Below are 15,018 nucleotides of genomic sequence, written 5' to 3'. Positions count from 1 at the left end.
CATCCCCATAAGTTCCTTCACTTCCTGCTCAGACAATATTTCCAGCTTTCTCTGTTTTGCAGGTAGGCCCTGCTTTTCAAGATTATCCTGCACATCATTTCTCTTCGCTCAAATCACTACTTGATCCTTAAAATCCTTCACGTGCTCACCCTCACCCCTCTCAAAACGAAAAAAGAGGACACCGATCACACAGCAATTCAGCTGCACAATCAGTGTCCTCAGGCTTTCCTATCTTGGGCGTATTCAGTTACACATATTATAACAAATTTCCAATCGAAAAAGTCGCTAATTACTTTTGAATATAATGCACGTACTGTTAACTAACAAATTCTACAATTCTTGCGATAATCGAACCATATCCCTGCACTGTATACCTTTTTCAAAAATCTCTTCTGAATAGTGTCTGATGAAAAAATCTCTATCAACACCAGTAATTCTAAAACCGCATTTTTGATAGAGAGCTAATTGTCCTATACTTGAATTTCCAGTACCGACTTCTATTGTTCTGTATCCTTTTGACTTGGCTCTCTGAATGGCATCTATTATTAACTGTTTCCCAATGCCTCTGTCGTGATGGGTTTCCATTACGGCAATATTCACTAACTCTACCGTTTCAGGTCTCGTCGGAAGTAACACATAGACCCCAATAATTTGACGATCACTCTCAGCTAAAAAGCATTCTCCTCTCTGAACATAATCCTCAATAAGTGCCTGAGAAGGATCAGCTAATAACAATAAATCCAATGGAAGCTCTTCATCTGTCTTTAGTTTCCGAATATCCATATTTCCCCCTAAAAACTATATTTTCTTTTATTTTATCATATTTTTTTATAATTACTCAGCTTCTTTGTTTAAATAAGACAATTAACATTACTGTTTAATAGATACATATTTCTTTTTCCGTTTCTCTTCCATTCTTTCAATTCAAAAAGCACCGGTACATGCTGCGCGTACGGTTTCAGTTTCCCTTTTGAATCTCGGTATAAATAGCGTTTCTCCAAAAGCTAATTAATTAGCTTTCGCTCACCAGTCTTCAATTCTTTAGCCGTATCACGAAAATTCGTTAGCAGATGGCGATCCACGAGCGCGTCAAAGTATTCTGCTTTTGGCTGCATGACTTCAATTTGCTCGTTCTGCTTTCTGACCGTTTCAAGTGTTGCCCTGAACATCAATTTTGTCTGCGGATCTGCATGGGTTAAATATGTCTGAACAAACAAATCATCGTTTGCTACATATCCGCCGGTTTTTCGAATTGTCGGCAATACCTCATGAGTTATCCAGCATTTAAACAGCTTCGCCTCTTCTTTCCTGCTACCAAGAACAAATTAATAAAACATACAGCAAAATAAAAAGCAATTCTTTTATTAGCGATGAGTTTTACCATTTTTCTACTAAACTAACCTGTCCCATTAGCGGAAGCAACATTAGTCGCTAACAGATCTTTAATCTAAAGCTTCAACACTCCGTCCAAAACATTTACTTATTGGTTACGGTTGAATTAGGTCAACCATCTCCTTCGTCAACTAACACAGCCTATAGTTGACGAAGGACCATTTAAAATTAACTAACTTTATTCTCACATAACATTTCATTGAACATAAAAAGGGCAAATTATTGCACCAATACTTGCGTATGCCAAACGGCAATTTGAAAATGCGGCATCATTTTATAGCCGTGCGGGTTGGGCACTTATATATGCACCCCTTTAACAAGGGAGTATTAGTTTTTGTTCATGTAACAACAATTTGGAACTTTGAACTAAATTTATGATATAATTACTATAGGTAGCCGCTTACACAAATAAAATAAATGAATTATTCAGAAAATTAAATCTTTTAAGGGGCTGATGAAAGTTGATAATGGATAGTAAACAATCAACTATTAAAGAACAAACCATTTTTAATCACATTGGAAGTAATATCCAAACTGAAGATAGAGAAATTAATATCATCGCTCGATTAGAAGAACCTCTAATAGTCATTTTAGGAAATGTTTTGAGTGACGAAGAATGTGATGAGCTAATTACATTATCAAAAGACAAAATGCAGCGTTCAAAAATTGGAACTGCACGCGAAGTAAATGAGATAAGAACAAGTAGTGGCATGTTTTTTCAAAAAAATGAAAACGATATCATTACCAAAGTTGAAAAAAGAATATCATCTATTATGAATATACCCATTGAACATGGGGATGGTATTCAAATTCTTAAATATACTCCTGGTCAGGAGTATAAAGCTCATTTTGATTTTTTTTCACCAACAAGTAAAGCAGCAAAAAATAATAGAATTAGCACACTTGTCATGTACTTAAATGATGTAGAACAAGGTGGAGAAACCTTTTTTCCTAAACTAAATTTTTCAGTATCCCCACAAAAGGGAACGGCGGTGTATTTCGAATATTTCTATAACGATAAAAACGTAAACGAACTAACTTTACATGGTGGAACACCAGTTATAACTGGTGAAAAGTGGGTTGCAACACAATGGATGAGAAGGCAAAAATTATGATGAGCGTTATGTATAATTCCCCTTCTCTTTTATGATGTGTGAATTCTTCAATAAGCCGGAACCAATACTCTTCTTCAAAGAGATGAAAGAAGCACCTGAGGAACAGCTGGAGGAAATGCGGCAGATTTGGGAAGTACTGAAGCGACGCAGCTTAAAATAAAATAAACACGCAAATGCGTGTATTATTTTTGCATATTAAGTGGTATTATTTTCATGATTTGTATGAACTATGCAATAGTGAGAAGAGCATCTAAATGGTTAAGTATACAAAACTAAACAATCAATTTGCTGTAGTTGAGTTTCCTGCCACCTTAGAAAAAATGAAAGAAATATCATTCAGTTCTTCACACATTAGTTTCTTATCGATTTTGAATTAACTTCTCGCCATGCATTATTTTACGTAAGGTCACCACTTAAATGTACCGTCTTTATCACCGGCAAAGTTAGGAACGTGAATTTTCACTTCACGAATTTTTAAAAGTCCAGGATGAAAAGCCTGTCCGTCTTCATCGATAAAGCTTGTATATGGAATACTCTCACTCCCCCTAGGAACCAGTTCTGCATGATATGTATAACGGTCATCAATGGTGATCGTTGCATTTTCCCATACGGTAGGATCTCCATTTTGAATAATAAGATGCTGATTCGTTGTCGTAATCAAAGCAATTAATGGCAATTGGTTCGGTTCATTGGCATAGCTGCAGCCACTAAGCAGCAATATCATCGCCCATCTTGACAGACCGATTTTCCGCATGACTCGTTCACCTCATCTCTTCTCATTATCATTATTTTTCATACGATAGGCTTAAATCAAATAGCAAATTAGGCGATTTAGGATGGCTACGATGAACTTCAACAGCAATTACGTTTGTTCCTTTAACAAGCTTAGGAATATGGTTATTTAAATCTTTGCTTTGATAAATAGCAGGTTCGTTATGAAATGCTAACGATGAATGCATCAATAATCCCGTTCGAATCCCATCACGGGAAACCTCTTCTCCGTTGAGGTATACAACGTAGCCATCCTCATATGTCATATGAAGAAGCAGTTTTGTAAATTGGTTCGGATCCTCGTTAATAACAAACGATTTACGAAAATAATACGTTGGAGACTCCGCAATAACCGGCAACGTTTTATAGATTACTCGTTTCATTTCATTGTCTTTCGTATGCCCTAACGGTGCTTGGCCTAAACTCCAATTAGAATCGTTATACTCGGAACTCCGCCAATCTTCCGGTGGCACAGTCAGCCTTTTGGTGATCGGATTCTCCCCTGTTATGTCATATCCTTCGGGAAGCGTGTTTTGAATATCATTCCCGCCGGGATGATAACGCCAAACGGATTTCATACCTACTAGTGTCGGCATATTTTCGTTTGCATTGAGTTCAATCGAAGTAACATCCTCCTCTAGCTGATCAAGTGGATTTCCCTGACGATCAACGGCTTTCACGCTCAATCGTTCCCCTTGTCCTTCAATCACAAGCATTTGTGTATCCGTAAATTGCACCGCCGGCTTCCATACCCTCCAATCCGGATGTTTTCCTAAACCCAATTCCGACGGCTCTTGAGCAATTAGGTGTGCAGGGGCAAATACTTCATCCTCGGTTATGACGAGATTCACATTCAAATTACGCATCGTTTCCCAGAAAGACAGAAACGTCGGGACTTTATTGATGAAGACGACAGAGTGCTGTTGTTTATTTGTTATGACCGTTTGTTGTACCCAGTTTAAGCCTGCATGGTCAGAATCTAAGATAGCTTTATCATGTAAAAACAAAAAACGGGTATTCGCATAATCTATCGTGTAAACAGACCTCCCGAAATTTTCAATGGCATCTGACGGAAGGTAAGGATAAACGGCATTAAATTGCTCCAGCGAAGAAGAACCGTCGAAAACAGGATAAAAGTTTGACAAGGGCACGGTTGAATTTTTGTCAAATAAACGATCCGCTCCTGCGATAAAAGGAACGCTCTTGTTTTTATCCAACCATTCCTTAATGTTTACCCGATCTGGCGAATCGAGCATATATCCGAATCGAAACGCCGTTTGTTCAGGGGTATTTTTACTTAATGAACCTTCCTTGGGAAGGTTAGTCAAAAATAAAGGGCTGGCAATAATGACTAACATCAATAGCATCATAGAAGACAGTTTATATTTTTTAAAAAAGGACACCGGCAAGACTCCTAACCTCTTTAATGTATCCCATCGTTTAAAATGGCAGCGTCGGAAGCCAACCCCAAATAGCATGATAGACAGGCGGCCATGTAAAGATGATAATTATTGAAAACATAATAATAAAACCATATGTCCATCCTTTTAAAGATACGTTAGTACGTTTGAATATAAAATGAAGAACGAACCAGCTTGCAATCCAAAGCACGAGACCAACCGTTTCTTTCCCTGCGTAGGGCCCGATGCCCCACCATCCCGGCATCCAGGATCCGATTTTCAGCAGTATCAAATGAGAGTTGATTTGGTCAACCACACTCCATATATGACTTGCTATCATACTTATTAAACCAATGCATATAGCAAGAATTGCGGCCGCAATTTCCCCTGTGTTTCTTTGTTTTTTATCCATGACAATTGTTCTCCTTTAATTAAACCATCCGTAATTTCGCTAAACCGATGCCAAGTACAAATCCGATTATTAAACAGATCCACATGAGCGTCACGAGTATGGCTATAACGGAGGCGAAGCCCCTATCTTCACTTAGCTGATCACGAAAACGGCGCAGTATCCAAGCAGCAGCAACGCCTAACGGAAGCGGGAATAAAGAGACGAATTCTTTAAACTCCATCATCACCGTATGCCCTAGCGGATTATGGTGTAAAAGCCACTGCTGCCCACTGTCCGGCGCGCGATAACCGATATAGAGCCAGTTCGCCGTAATAATTGTCGCAAGGACAAGAACATTAGTTAACCATAGCGTTAATTCCAGCTTAGCCGCCGACCCTTTTTTCCCCCGAAGGAGCGGATATACTTGATGGAGGCTGTAACAGCTGATTATAACCGTAATAGTTGCACCTAATCCGTGAAGAACGCTGGCTAGTGTGTAGGAACTGATTCCCATTAGATTAAATAAAGGAATCAAAAGAAAAAAAAGGGCGGCAACGCACGCCTGCGTTATCGCCAAATCACGCGAATTAAAAATAGGCTTCATAGGTTTTGTCATCGCCTTTATAAATTTTTGGATTTAATAATTTACTGTGAGCTTTGGTCGCTGACTTGTTGTCGACGCTTCGCTTGAAGAAAAGTCAAGTCCGTTAGAATTGGCACCATCCATCAAAATCATTCCGTTGTTAACTGCCGGATTATTGATCCAGGATTGAACAAGGGCAATACCTGCCGTGTTCAAATTGATCGTATAGGCTCCGTTTGCACTTGCTGTAATTGTGCCAAGCACTGTCGCCCCTCTGTCAGTGGACCCATTCGCTCCTGCAGTAGCCCAATTGGATCCAGATGTATATTGATTCCATGTCGCAGAGCTTTCCGACCAGTTGCGTTTCATTTCATACAACTCGTATGTTTGGGTACTCGGGTCAACCACATTTAGCGTAATGTTGGCCGAAGTCACCGTGCTTCCTGCAGGAATGGCTGAAACATCCCATTTCAGAATGGACGATACATCCTTCGAGCTGGCGCTAGGCTCGTCTCCATCGACAAGAAGGGTTGTTACATTTCCATAATTTGTAGTCAGGGCGTTTTGGGAAATATAAGTATCCCAGTTGCCTGCATAAGATGTTGTAGGCAACACTCCATTTTGGAACGATTTTGAATTCGATGCCGGAGGAGGTGTCGAACCGTTGCTATTTACCGTGAAAGAATCAATTTGGACATTGTTAACATCATAAACTTTAAAGGTTGCTATCTCATCCGCGATATCCACAACCATATAACTATACTTTGCTACCGGTCCAACAACTACGTTTGTTGAATTGCTGTTCGTGGAAGAAAGCGGTGCGCCGCCTCCGCCGATAGTCACCTGATTAATTGAATTTTCAAATGTATAACCGTTGCCGTTAAAAGTGCTGTCGATTGCACGGCGGTTATAGTTGTGTTCGTGCCCTACTAATACAGCTGTCACATTATATTTGTCGAAAATATCCCAAAGTGCATCGCGTTGAGCTGGATTTGCATCAAGGGAAGCTCCGTAGTGCGCTCCGATCGGATAAGCCGGAACGTGGAACTGTACAAAGTTATGAGTTTTACCGTTATTTTGCAGCACGCTCTCAAGCCAAGCGCGTTGGTTGGCATCAACGACGTACTTGCCGTTAGCATCTTTGCGGTTGGAGTTCAGTGTAATAAAACGAGCATTCCCATAGTCAAAATAATACGATGTTCTTTGATAGCCGGACAATTGTCCTGTCGGCAAATGAGTAAACGCATTACTAAAAATCGTTTCGTCATTTTCATGATTTCCTAAGGAAGGGTAGTACTGGTTGATTGGATAGTAATCGTCTACAATCGCTTTCCAATCCGTTAATTCTGTGCCGACATCGGAACCGCCCTGTACTTGGTCACCTGTAAACATGATGAAAGAAGGTTGTGTAGACAATCCTTTTACCTTTTGCAGCAACGAATGCAATGTACTGCTGTTGATGCCGTCCGTTGATCCTCGGCTATCACCCATAACTACAAAGCGGAACGATGTGGTTGCAGCTTTGGCGTTGTTGTTTTTCATGCTTGTGAATACCCAAAGCATGGATAACAACAAAGCGCAGATGATCAGGATGATCATCCATTTCTTTTTAAGTACCAAATTCATTATCTTTCCTCCTAAATAATATATTGGCTACCACAATAGCTACATTGACGCCAACGTTGACAGGAGATAACTAGTACCAATGTGTTTCCTTCTTCATTATAAAATCTAAATGTAAACGGAATGTAATATAATTATTTAAAAATTATAAATTTTCACTACAATAATCATTCTACTTTAATAGCGAGTAACATTAGAATTCAAAAACAAGGACCACCAATTGTTGGCAGTCCTTGTTCATTGTCGTTTAAGGACTTTTATAATTTAGGTCTTGATAATATTTTATAAAGTTGTTTACTTTTGGAACGTACTGTTGACTAAATTAATCTTTTTAAAAAATCTTTGAACTAAGTTATAATTGAAAAATCACAGTATTCGAAGGGACTGAATTATGCGCAGATATCAATACTTAAATCCACTATTAAATTTAAAATTGGAGGTTAAGATATTGATAACCGATTTATTACGTACAGAAAGATTGTATTTAAGAAAAATGACGGAAGCCGATTCCCCCTGTTTATTTAAAATTTGGTCAAACCCAGATGTTACAAAATTTATGAACATCGAGAACTTTTCAGGTGAAAATCAAGCGAAAGAAATGATTAATTTTCTAAATGAACTTTCTGCTCAAAACAAGGCTATGCGCTATACGATCATTGAAGCAAAAACGAATCAAATCCTTGGCTCATGCGGATTTAATACACTTGATTATGAAAACATGAAAGCAGAAATCGGTTATGATCTTGATAGCACTTTTTGGGGTAATGGCTACGGAACTGAAGCCGTTTCTTGTCTGGTAGATTACGCATTTGAACATTTAAATTTCATTAGAATTGAGGCTAAAGTTGAACCTGAAAACCTTAATTCAATTAAAGTACTGCAAAAATTAGGCTTTACATTTGAAGCTACACTTAGAAAAAGCGAGAAATCTAAAGATAGATTTATTGATCTTAATACTTACTCAAGACTTAAAACAGATTAACCATTTTTCAGTCTCTATTTTTTAAAGATAGAGACTTTTTTGTAGAATGCTTGATAAATAATTCACAGTTTGTGTCATTTGTTAATCAAAATTAAACGACTTTATTGTTTCTAATCACGTACAGTATTAATGAATTCGCAGCTGTCCGGCTGCACATCCGGCTTTTCACCTTGCAAACGTGCTTTCATCCCAGTACGCTTTTGCAAACTTGCCTTTCGATGTCTCAATAACCGTTTTGCCATGTTCAGCTGCTTCGAATTTCCGAACATCGCCGTATACACCATCCATGACGATGACAACAACTTTATCAGGCTCCATTTGTTCAGTGATGGATAAATCATCTTGCAGTTCAACTTCTTTAATTTCACGTTTCGCCACTGTTCTTCACCCCATGATTTTCGGTATAATGTAATTAACTAGTTTGTTGGGGCGGGGCGCTGTTGCTCTGCCTTTTTTCTATTTTGCGGCCATCGCCAATCACGTGGCTTTTCACCTTTCTAATAGCGCGGCCGTTTCTGATCAAGACGCTTTTTATAATTCCCCAGCTGCTCTGGTGTCAGCTGTGAAACGATCACTTGCCCAGTCATCTCCTTTAGCCCCCTCTCCAATCAGAAGAATATCACCATGATTTAATCGGCAATTTCTCTTCTCTCGACGTAAGTAATATTCCGTTCATTTCAGATGCTCCCTTCTTTTTTACAATTTTAACGAACATATGCTTTATAACCAAACAAAAAGAACAGACTTTCGCTTATTTACTTTCGCTAATCTTTACATATATACCGTTTTACACCATATTATCCAGCATATATAATGAAGTGAAAGAGGAGAAAAGGAGCTGGTCAAGTTAATATTGCTCAAAGCAGTTAAATTTCATTGTTTATTTCAATTATGGACTGCTCAAGAGAAAATAGTGACCGATGCTCTTTTTTTCAGTGAGATTTTAAATTGGCTTGTTGATGACGGTAATGATTGGGATCCTGGTATGTTGGATTGGTATCATGAAGAGGAAATTAATTTTGATAACTGGAAGGAAATGAAGGTTCAAATTTTCCCAATGGTAATTAATGATCAAGGATGACTGGCTGCGGCTGGTCTTTTTTATTTACATAACCTTTATACAATGAGTCACGCCTTCTCTTTATATAATAGAAAAAAAGGAGATGAATATTTACAGCCATTATTTACAGGAAGCGGATGAACGTGCTGCCAGTAAACTTGATGCTCTTTTTCCCCCGTACACCAAGAACAAAATAAGCAGGCATAGAAAAAAGCACCGCGCAAAAACGGTGCTTTTCTGTACTTTTATAAAGTTCACCACCCATCTACCACCTAATCCCCATCTGCTTCTACCTACCCTTGTAATAAGAAAAAGAAACACTAAACAAAACGTAATGCGTCATTCAGTGTCTTTTGATTTTTTCGTTAGGTAATAATTATTTTCTAAAAGAAATCATAGTCTCTTTTCTATAGTTTTCGTAAAACACTAAATTTGTGTCCCATAAGGTTGGCTTACGATATTCTATGATTGCGATTAATTTCTCCCGATTGTTGTTTTCTTTTTATGGTAGTAGCGGCAATCTGCACGACCATCATCACTACGTTAATTACAATCAGCCCCGCTATTGCTGTTGAAAAGCTATCCGTCGCATCGTGAATCCAGCCAAGAATAAGGGGGCCGGTTGCCCCGATCACATAGCCGGCTGATTGAGTCATGGCCGACCAAGCAGCCGCCTCCTGCGGATTGTCGGTAGCGTCCAAAGGCAGTAGTAGATTGAGAGAAAACAACCCGCCGGCGCCTACACCAATAAAGATCGTGGCAACCCACGGTTCAATGGAACACGCAAGCATCACAAGCCCGACGAGTTCCAACAGCGCTGCAACCATTAGCCAAAGGCGACGGGAAGGGAATTTGCGAAGCAAGATCGGCAGAACAAGGCTTACCGGAATCTGAACAACGACGAAAATCGTAAGCACGCTTGCAGCGTAGGACTTACTATAGCCCATCCCTTGAATAATGTCTGGCAACCAAGCTGTGAATGAATAGAATAGCATGGCCATCAAGCCGAACGTCAGTGTAAGTAGCCACGCTTTCTTATTTGTCCATGGCATTCTCATCTTCGTGCCGGTTGAAGTGGGATGATCTTGCGGTCTAATATGCCGCATAACGAACAACCACCATAACAGCACTGCGACGAATGCGATTACCGCCCATATCCCGAGCGCGCTCTGCCAAGAGTTCATACTATTCTGCATCGGCACGATCAAGCTCGAGCTTAGTGCTGCTCCCAGAGTAAGCGCAACCGTGTATATCGCAATCATCGAGGGCACATGCTTAGGAAAGTGGCGCTTAATAAATCCGGGAAGAAGCGGTCCTGCAAATGCAATCCCTATACCCGCGATAAATGCGGTAATAAGCAAAAATGAGACCGAATTCGTGAAGAACCTAAGAATAGTACCGACTCCGATGACAAGCAGCGACCATCCCAATACCCGCTCAATACCCCATTTTCCGCTGAACTTTACGGCTACAGGAGCGAAGAGGCCCATGCAAAGAACAGGAATCGAGGTCAGCAAACTCGCTACGGAGGCGTTCATTCCTAAGCTGGTTCTAATCGTTTCGAGCATTGGTGCGATCGAGTTAATTGCCGGACGCAAGTTCAATGATGCAACAAATAAAGCTATTATCATTAGAATATATTTTTTTTCCATGAAAATTCCATACTCTCCTTTAGGATGTTATTATAAATTTCAATTTAAAATTTACCATCGTTATAATCGCGATAAGCCTGTATGATCTCTTGCTCGGTGTTCATGACGAAAGGGCCTCTTGCAACGACAGGCTCGCGAATCGGCTCGCCGGCATACAACATGACACGCATACTGCTGCGTGCTTCGATCTTTATTTCGCTCCGCTCGGCAGTTCCCGCAGATCCCATCCATAATACCTGTCCTTGCTTCCCTACGGTGCTATCGGACCCAAAGGAGCCTTCGCCTTCCAAAATATACAGAAACCCGTTGTAGGAACCTGGAAGCTCATACTTGAAGGCTGCGCCTGGCCCCATATTGATCTCAGCCATCGTAACAGGAGCAATATTTAATGTATCTGAGGCCTTATCGCCGAGTGACCCGGAAAATAGACGGATTTCAGCCCCGTTTTCATGAATGACAGGCATATCGGTCTTCCGCAAGTCCTGATACCTGGAGGGTGACATCTTCTGTCCCGAGGGAATGTTCACCCACAATTGAAGAAGGTTTACTGTCTCGCCCTTTGCCGCGTCCTCGAGGTGTTCAACGCCTCTGCCCGCAGTCATCCATTGCGCGTCGCCGGCATGAAGCGCGCCTGTTCCATGCTTGTTGTCATAATGGTTAAGGTTGCCGTCAATCAAAAAAGTGACCGTCTCCATTCCGCGATGAGGATGGATGCCAAACACTCCGCTGCGCATATGGTCATGTGCCATGAGCAGAAATGGATCATGCTCTTCCCAATGACCGGGTTCAACTATCCATGCCATCGTATGAATGTCGCTATTTCGTTGGAAATGAGGGGTACGGACACTTTTTATACCTCGACTAAATACATCTAGATTGTTCATCATAATCTTCCTTCCGTAAATTATTTATTAACTAACAAAGGTGTTAGGCGGTGTGGATTCATTATGCAACGAATCGAATGATTTATGAAGTACGCACAATAATGAAACCGTGTATCTTCAAAGTAACCTTGCGGATTAGCAAAGCTTCTGGATGCCCTTTACACATCAAGTCGAATCGTAATAAAATTGAAATTACGATACAATAGGATAATCAACAGGCTGGAGGACCAAAAATGGATGAAAAACCGGATAATTGTAAAGTCGCGACAACGTTGGATATGATTGTGGGCAAGTGGAAAATCGCCATAATGCTCCATTTGCTTCATTACGGGACGATGAGGTTTAATGAATTACGAAAAGTAATGCCCGGCGTTTCTCAAAAAGTACTCACCACCCACTTGCGAGAGTTGGAGGAGGAGGGAATAATCATGCGGGTAACTTACCCTCAGGTTCCTCCGAAGGTTGAATATTCGATGACCAAATATGGGGAGTCGCTCCAAATGGTTCTTGATATGATGCATGACTGGGGAATGTCTCATTTGGCACGAAAGCAACGGCAACAATCGCGACAACTGTTCGAGAATGATAATAGTTAACATTTGACACTTACTTTTAATACAGGAGGGGCTGCAATGAGCAGCCCCTTCGCCACGCTATTTGGCAGGAGTGTACAGAAAGTCCCAGCACCTGACAATGTACCCTTATTAGAATGAATATCATCACATAATTTTATGTGGTATAATATGGATAAAATATTCGCCGGAGGATTGATGCATTTGGGCAATAAAGAGACCGTTTAGTTATAGGTCGGTTTCTTTAGTTCTTCATTTCATGTAGGCGATTCCCTCTTTAAAATATCGGACTAGATATATACTCAAACTGAACTGATGGTTCTATATCCTTTTTTAGCTTCACATTTCTCACGCTAAGGATAAATCCTTGATAAATAAGAATTTTCCCTCGTTTTACTTGATGCTCTTTTTTCTCCACTACAACAAGAACAGAATAAGCAGGCATAGAAAAAAAGCACCGCGCAAAACGGTGCTTTTTTTTGTGTTTTTATAAAGTTTACCACCCATTTACCACCCAAATGACTGTATTAGTCCATTTAAGCGTAAACTGTATCACTCAAAATAGCGGCATAAACCGTTGATATAAAAGGGTTTTCCCTCTATCTGTATCATTGATCGAAAAGCAATTGCTTTATTACTTCTCCATCCATTCAGTATTGAACAAGGCTACCCTGAATACATCTATCTCACGAATGTAATAAAGTCAATATTAACTGGTTCAATACCATCTGCTCGAAGTCGTGAGTTAATCTGTCCTCGATGATATTGACCATGCAATGCTACATGAGTTAAAACATCCCGTACAGAATTCTTAAACTCTGTTCCTTTATTATTTGTGTAGAATATTAATTTATCTAGGTCAGCATTTACTAAATTAGTAAGAAACGCTGTGAAGCTCTCTTCATTTTGCCTAACAAGTTCTGCACAGACTTCAATATCGACATTTGACCAGATGGGCAGTCGTGAACTGTCCATTCCTTGTAATCTAGTTATCCATATTCTTTCTCCAAATAGTATATGGGAAAATAAACGATTCCCCTCTTGATTTTCATCTTCAATACTTTGCAATGTTTCAAGAATACGTCGATTAGCCCAATTTAAATGGTCATACATCTTTTGGATAGTTTTCAATAGGATTTCCCCTTTTAAAAATCAATTTTCCCCATTTTAAACTTACCATATAATCTCACTTATTCAAGAGAATTAAAAGGATTCTTCTTCCACTAAACTGCTCCGTTAGTTCAATAAGAAAATCAACATCAGTCTTTATATACATATGATTGTTCTTGCTTTATAAACCAAAGCGATCATCTAGCGGCAGCTTGTGTCCTCTATAGGCGTTTCCCCATTTTCCCATCTTTCACACTACCTTATGCATAAAATAGGCTACACGTGCTTCTGAAGGCTTGCCCGTCATAGTCTCTCTGTTTCAGTTCCATCATGTAATTTCATTAAAAAGTCACCGTTAATTGAATCTGCTCCCCGCTAAGCTTCTATGATACTTGTTTTTGTATGCGTTTATATGTAAATAAGCCAAACAGCCAAACACGGGTTTATGACATAATTTAAATAATTATGTTTACTAAACAGGCTCTGTTAAATTCTATTGTTGATTTTTAACCAAAGAAAAAAGACCGAAACAAAATCGGTCTTTTTTGTATATCTTCTTCAACTAATATACCTCTCAAATTATTCCGACTAATGATATTTCACCCGTACATGATTATTAGCAGCAAAGATCGGTTTTCCCCTTTCTCATGGTTTTTGTACAGTCATTATAAAATAAGCGGAGTATGATGGTATGGATACTAATTATGAAGGAGGAAATTAACTTGTACTATTTTATCCCTGTAATTCCTGTGTTTTATAGTCAGCAGGATCAAGGTGTTCATTTCATTGCCTTCCAGATGGAACATGTATTGGAGTAGATCAAGGAGCTGGATCTCCAACTTCGTTTCCAATACTCCCATTACCTGGTGGAACAGGGACTTTTTCGATACCTACAATGCCTGGACCAACAATGCCTAGACCTGGAATGCCCTCGCCTGGTGGATCACGAGGCTTTGCATGTCCAACTGGCTCTACGTGTTGTACCCGAATTTGTAATGATCCAGACTGCAAAACTTGGATTGATGCTTGTTATTGTTGCTAATATAATTTCTTAAGCTTTTGAGCATTAATTTTATGACGCTCAAGACCTAAAAACTGATTTAAAAACAGTTCTACCCTCTATACCCAGAGATAGGGGCATGAACATTAATGGTTTCGTTCATTCAGTGTTCACACTTTGAGATTACTGGTTAGAAAATTTTTTTGAAAAGGGGTCTTTATGTGTATTATATGTATCCTTTTGTTCCACATTATTACTATCGTAGCCCTAATCCAACAACACTACCAACCCAACTACGATTTCCAACACCTTTTCCTGGGCAGGGGCCTATTATCGGACCTGGTCTATGGCCTAGTCAACCTAGTCAACCTAGTCAACCTGGTCAAGGGCAAAGACCCTCAACACCTCCTCCATCTGTAGTACCAGTAAAACCTATAAGAGGTTTCGCAATTGATGCACCAAGCATGGCACTTTGCCTTTTCC

Annotated in this window: 16 protein-coding genes and 1 pseudogene; 4 read left to right on the top strand and 13 right to left on the bottom strand. The window is 39.7% G+C overall.

The genetic code is table 11. The features are described from left to right. Positions 1-330: 330 nt before the first annotated feature. Both A3M5_RS0104550 and A3M5_RS22230 read right to left on the bottom strand, forming a co-directional pair. A complete protein-coding gene (locus A3M5_RS0104550) occupies positions 331-783 on the bottom strand; it encodes a GNAT family N-acetyltransferase (protein WP_018392580.1) in 453 nt (150 codons plus the stop codon). Between the two features lie 68 nt (positions 784-851). Then, positions 852-1,322, bottom strand: a pseudogene (locus A3M5_RS22230) (phage antirepressor KilAC domain-containing protein); the annotation flags it as partial. Positions 1,323-1,859: 537 nt separating this feature from the next. Between A3M5_RS22230 and A3M5_RS0104540 the strand changes: the two are divergent. Next, positions 1,860-2,507 carry a 2OG-Fe(II) oxygenase gene (locus A3M5_RS0104540; protein WP_094777205.1) on the top strand — a complete coding sequence of 216 codons (648 nt, stop codon included), beginning with the start codon at positions 1,860-1,862 and terminating at the stop codon, positions 2,505-2,507. 406 nt (positions 2,508-2,913) lie between these two features. Here A3M5_RS0104540 and A3M5_RS0104535 read toward each other — a convergent pair whose 3' ends face one another. From A3M5_RS0104535 to A3M5_RS23625, 5 genes are read right to left on the bottom strand one after another with little or no spacing between them, the layout of a single operon-like run. After that, positions 2,914-3,261, bottom strand: coding sequence for a hypothetical protein (locus A3M5_RS0104535; protein ID WP_018392578.1), 348 nt, complete (start codon positions 3,259-3,261; stop codon positions 2,914-2,916). Between the two features lie 31 nt (positions 3,262-3,292). Further along, the gene (locus A3M5_RS0104530; protein ID WP_018392577.1) at positions 3,293-4,681 is read right to left on the bottom strand and encodes a hypothetical protein; all 1,389 of its coding nucleotides are present in this window, start codon (positions 4,679-4,681) and stop codon (positions 3,293-3,295) included. Positions 4,682-4,718: 37 nt separating this feature from the next. After that, positions 4,719-5,090: a hypothetical protein gene (locus A3M5_RS0104525; protein WP_018392576.1), complete on the bottom strand. Its 372-nt coding sequence runs from the start codon at positions 5,088-5,090 to the stop codon at positions 4,719-4,721. A 19-nt stretch (positions 5,091-5,109) separates the two neighbouring features. Continuing rightward, positions 5,110-5,673, bottom strand: a complete 564-nt coding sequence (locus tag A3M5_RS0104520; RefSeq protein ID WP_018392575.1) for a hypothetical protein — start codon at positions 5,671-5,673, stop codon at positions 5,110-5,112. 33 nt (positions 5,674-5,706) lie between these two features. Continuing rightward, positions 5,707-7,278: a DNRLRE domain-containing protein gene (locus A3M5_RS23625; RefSeq protein WP_018392574.1), complete on the bottom strand. Its 1,572-nt coding sequence runs from the start codon at positions 7,276-7,278 to the stop codon at positions 5,707-5,709. Positions 7,279-7,723: 445 nt separating this feature from the next. Here A3M5_RS23625 and A3M5_RS0104510 point away from each other — a divergent pair, with 445 nt between their 5' ends. Next, a complete protein-coding gene (locus A3M5_RS0104510) occupies positions 7,724-8,257 on the top strand; it encodes a GNAT family N-acetyltransferase (protein ID WP_018392573.1) in 534 nt (177 codons plus the stop codon). Between the two features lie 165 nt (positions 8,258-8,422). Here the strand turns inward: A3M5_RS0104510 and A3M5_RS0104505 are convergent, their stop codons facing one another. After that, positions 8,423-8,635 carry an XtrA/YqaO family protein gene (locus A3M5_RS0104505; protein WP_018392572.1) on the bottom strand — a complete coding sequence of 71 codons (213 nt, stop codon included), beginning with the start codon at positions 8,633-8,635 and terminating at the stop codon, positions 8,423-8,425. Between the two features lie 475 nt (positions 8,636-9,110). Between A3M5_RS0104505 and A3M5_RS0104495 the strand changes: the two genes are divergently transcribed. Then, on the top strand, positions 9,111-9,338 hold the full coding sequence (locus A3M5_RS0104495; protein WP_018392570.1) for a hypothetical protein: 228 nt from the start codon (positions 9,111-9,113) through the stop codon (positions 9,336-9,338). A 103-nt stretch (positions 9,339-9,441) separates the two neighbouring features. Here A3M5_RS0104495 and A3M5_RS25165 read toward each other — a convergent pair whose 3' ends face one another. The 3 genes from A3M5_RS25165 to A3M5_RS0104480 form a co-directional block, all read right to left on the bottom strand. Continuing rightward, a complete protein-coding gene (locus tag A3M5_RS25165; RefSeq protein ID WP_018392569.1) occupies positions 9,442-9,582 on the bottom strand; it encodes a hypothetical protein in 141 nt (46 codons plus the stop codon). 187 nt (positions 9,583-9,769) lie between these two features. Then, the gene (locus A3M5_RS0104485; RefSeq protein WP_018392568.1) at positions 9,770-10,969 is read right to left on the bottom strand and encodes an MFS transporter; all 1,200 of its coding nucleotides are present in this window, start codon (positions 10,967-10,969) and stop codon (positions 9,770-9,772) included. Positions 10,970-11,013: 44 nt separating this feature from the next. Next, positions 11,014-11,853, bottom strand: coding sequence for a pirin family protein (locus A3M5_RS0104480; RefSeq protein WP_018392567.1), 840 nt, complete (start codon positions 11,851-11,853; stop codon positions 11,014-11,016). A gap of 233 nt (positions 11,854-12,086) precedes the next feature. Here A3M5_RS0104480 and A3M5_RS0104475 point away from each other — a divergent pair, with 233 nt between their 5' ends. After that, positions 12,087-12,449: a winged helix-turn-helix transcriptional regulator gene (locus A3M5_RS0104475; protein ID WP_018392566.1), complete on the top strand. Its 363-nt coding sequence runs from the start codon at positions 12,087-12,089 to the stop codon at positions 12,447-12,449. 657 nt (positions 12,450-13,106) lie between these two features. On the opposite strand, the gene A3M5_RS0104460 is transcribed toward A3M5_RS0104475, so the two are convergent. Both A3M5_RS0104460 and A3M5_RS0104450 read right to left on the bottom strand, forming a co-directional pair. Next, entirely contained in the window at positions 13,107-13,556 is a 450-nt protein-coding gene (locus A3M5_RS0104460) for a DinB family protein (protein WP_018392564.1), read from the bottom strand. Between the two features lie 798 nt (positions 13,557-14,354). Beyond that, a complete protein-coding gene (locus tag A3M5_RS0104450) occupies positions 14,355-14,546 on the bottom strand; it encodes a hypothetical protein (protein WP_018392562.1) in 192 nt (63 codons plus the stop codon). Positions 14,547-15,018 lie beyond the last annotated feature (472 nt).

The organism is Bacillus sp. 37MA (assembly GCF_000372765.1).
Taxonomy (GTDB): Bacteria; Bacillota; Bacilli; order Bacillales; family Domibacillaceae; genus Domibacillus; species Domibacillus aminovorans.
This window is presented reverse-complemented; position numbering and strand designations above follow the sequence as displayed.

What these genes read in the sequence shown, in the direction of transcription:
- A3M5_RS25165 (WP_018392569.1), bottom strand. Translation starts at nt 9,582, where the DNA reads ATGGGTGGTGAACTTTATAAAAGTACAGAAAAGCACCGTTTTTGCGCG.
- A3M5_RS0104520 (WP_018392575.1), bottom strand. Translation starts at nt 5,673, where the DNA reads ATGAAGCCTATTTTTAATTCGCGTGATTTGGCGATAACGCAGGCGTGC.
- A3M5_RS0104535 (WP_018392578.1), bottom strand. Translation starts at nt 3,261, where the DNA reads ATGCGGAAAATCGGTCTGTCAAGATGGGCGATGATATTGCTGCTTAGT.
- A3M5_RS23625 (WP_018392574.1), bottom strand. Translation starts at nt 7,278, where the DNA reads ATGAATTTGGTACTTAAAAAGAAATGGATGATCATCCTGATCATCTGC.
- A3M5_RS0104540 (WP_094777205.1), top strand. Translation starts at nt 1,860, where the DNA reads ATGGATAGTAAACAATCAACTATTAAAGAACAAACCATTTTTAATCAC.
- A3M5_RS0104525 (WP_018392576.1), bottom strand. Translation starts at nt 5,090, where the DNA reads ATGGATAAAAAACAAAGAAACACAGGGGAAATTGCGGCCGCAATTCTT.
- A3M5_RS0104550 (WP_018392580.1), bottom strand. Translation starts at nt 783, where the DNA reads ATGGATATTCGGAAACTAAAGACAGATGAAGAGCTTCCATTGGATTTA.
- A3M5_RS0104485 (WP_018392568.1), bottom strand. Translation starts at nt 10,969, where the DNA reads ATGGAAAAAAAATATATTCTAATGATAATAGCTTTATTTGTTGCATCA.
- A3M5_RS0104475 (WP_018392566.1), top strand. Translation starts at nt 12,087, where the DNA reads ATGGATGAAAAACCGGATAATTGTAAAGTCGCGACAACGTTGGATATG.
- A3M5_RS0104480 (WP_018392567.1), bottom strand. Translation starts at nt 11,853, where the DNA reads ATGAACAATCTAGATGTATTTAGTCGAGGTATAAAAAGTGTCCGTACC.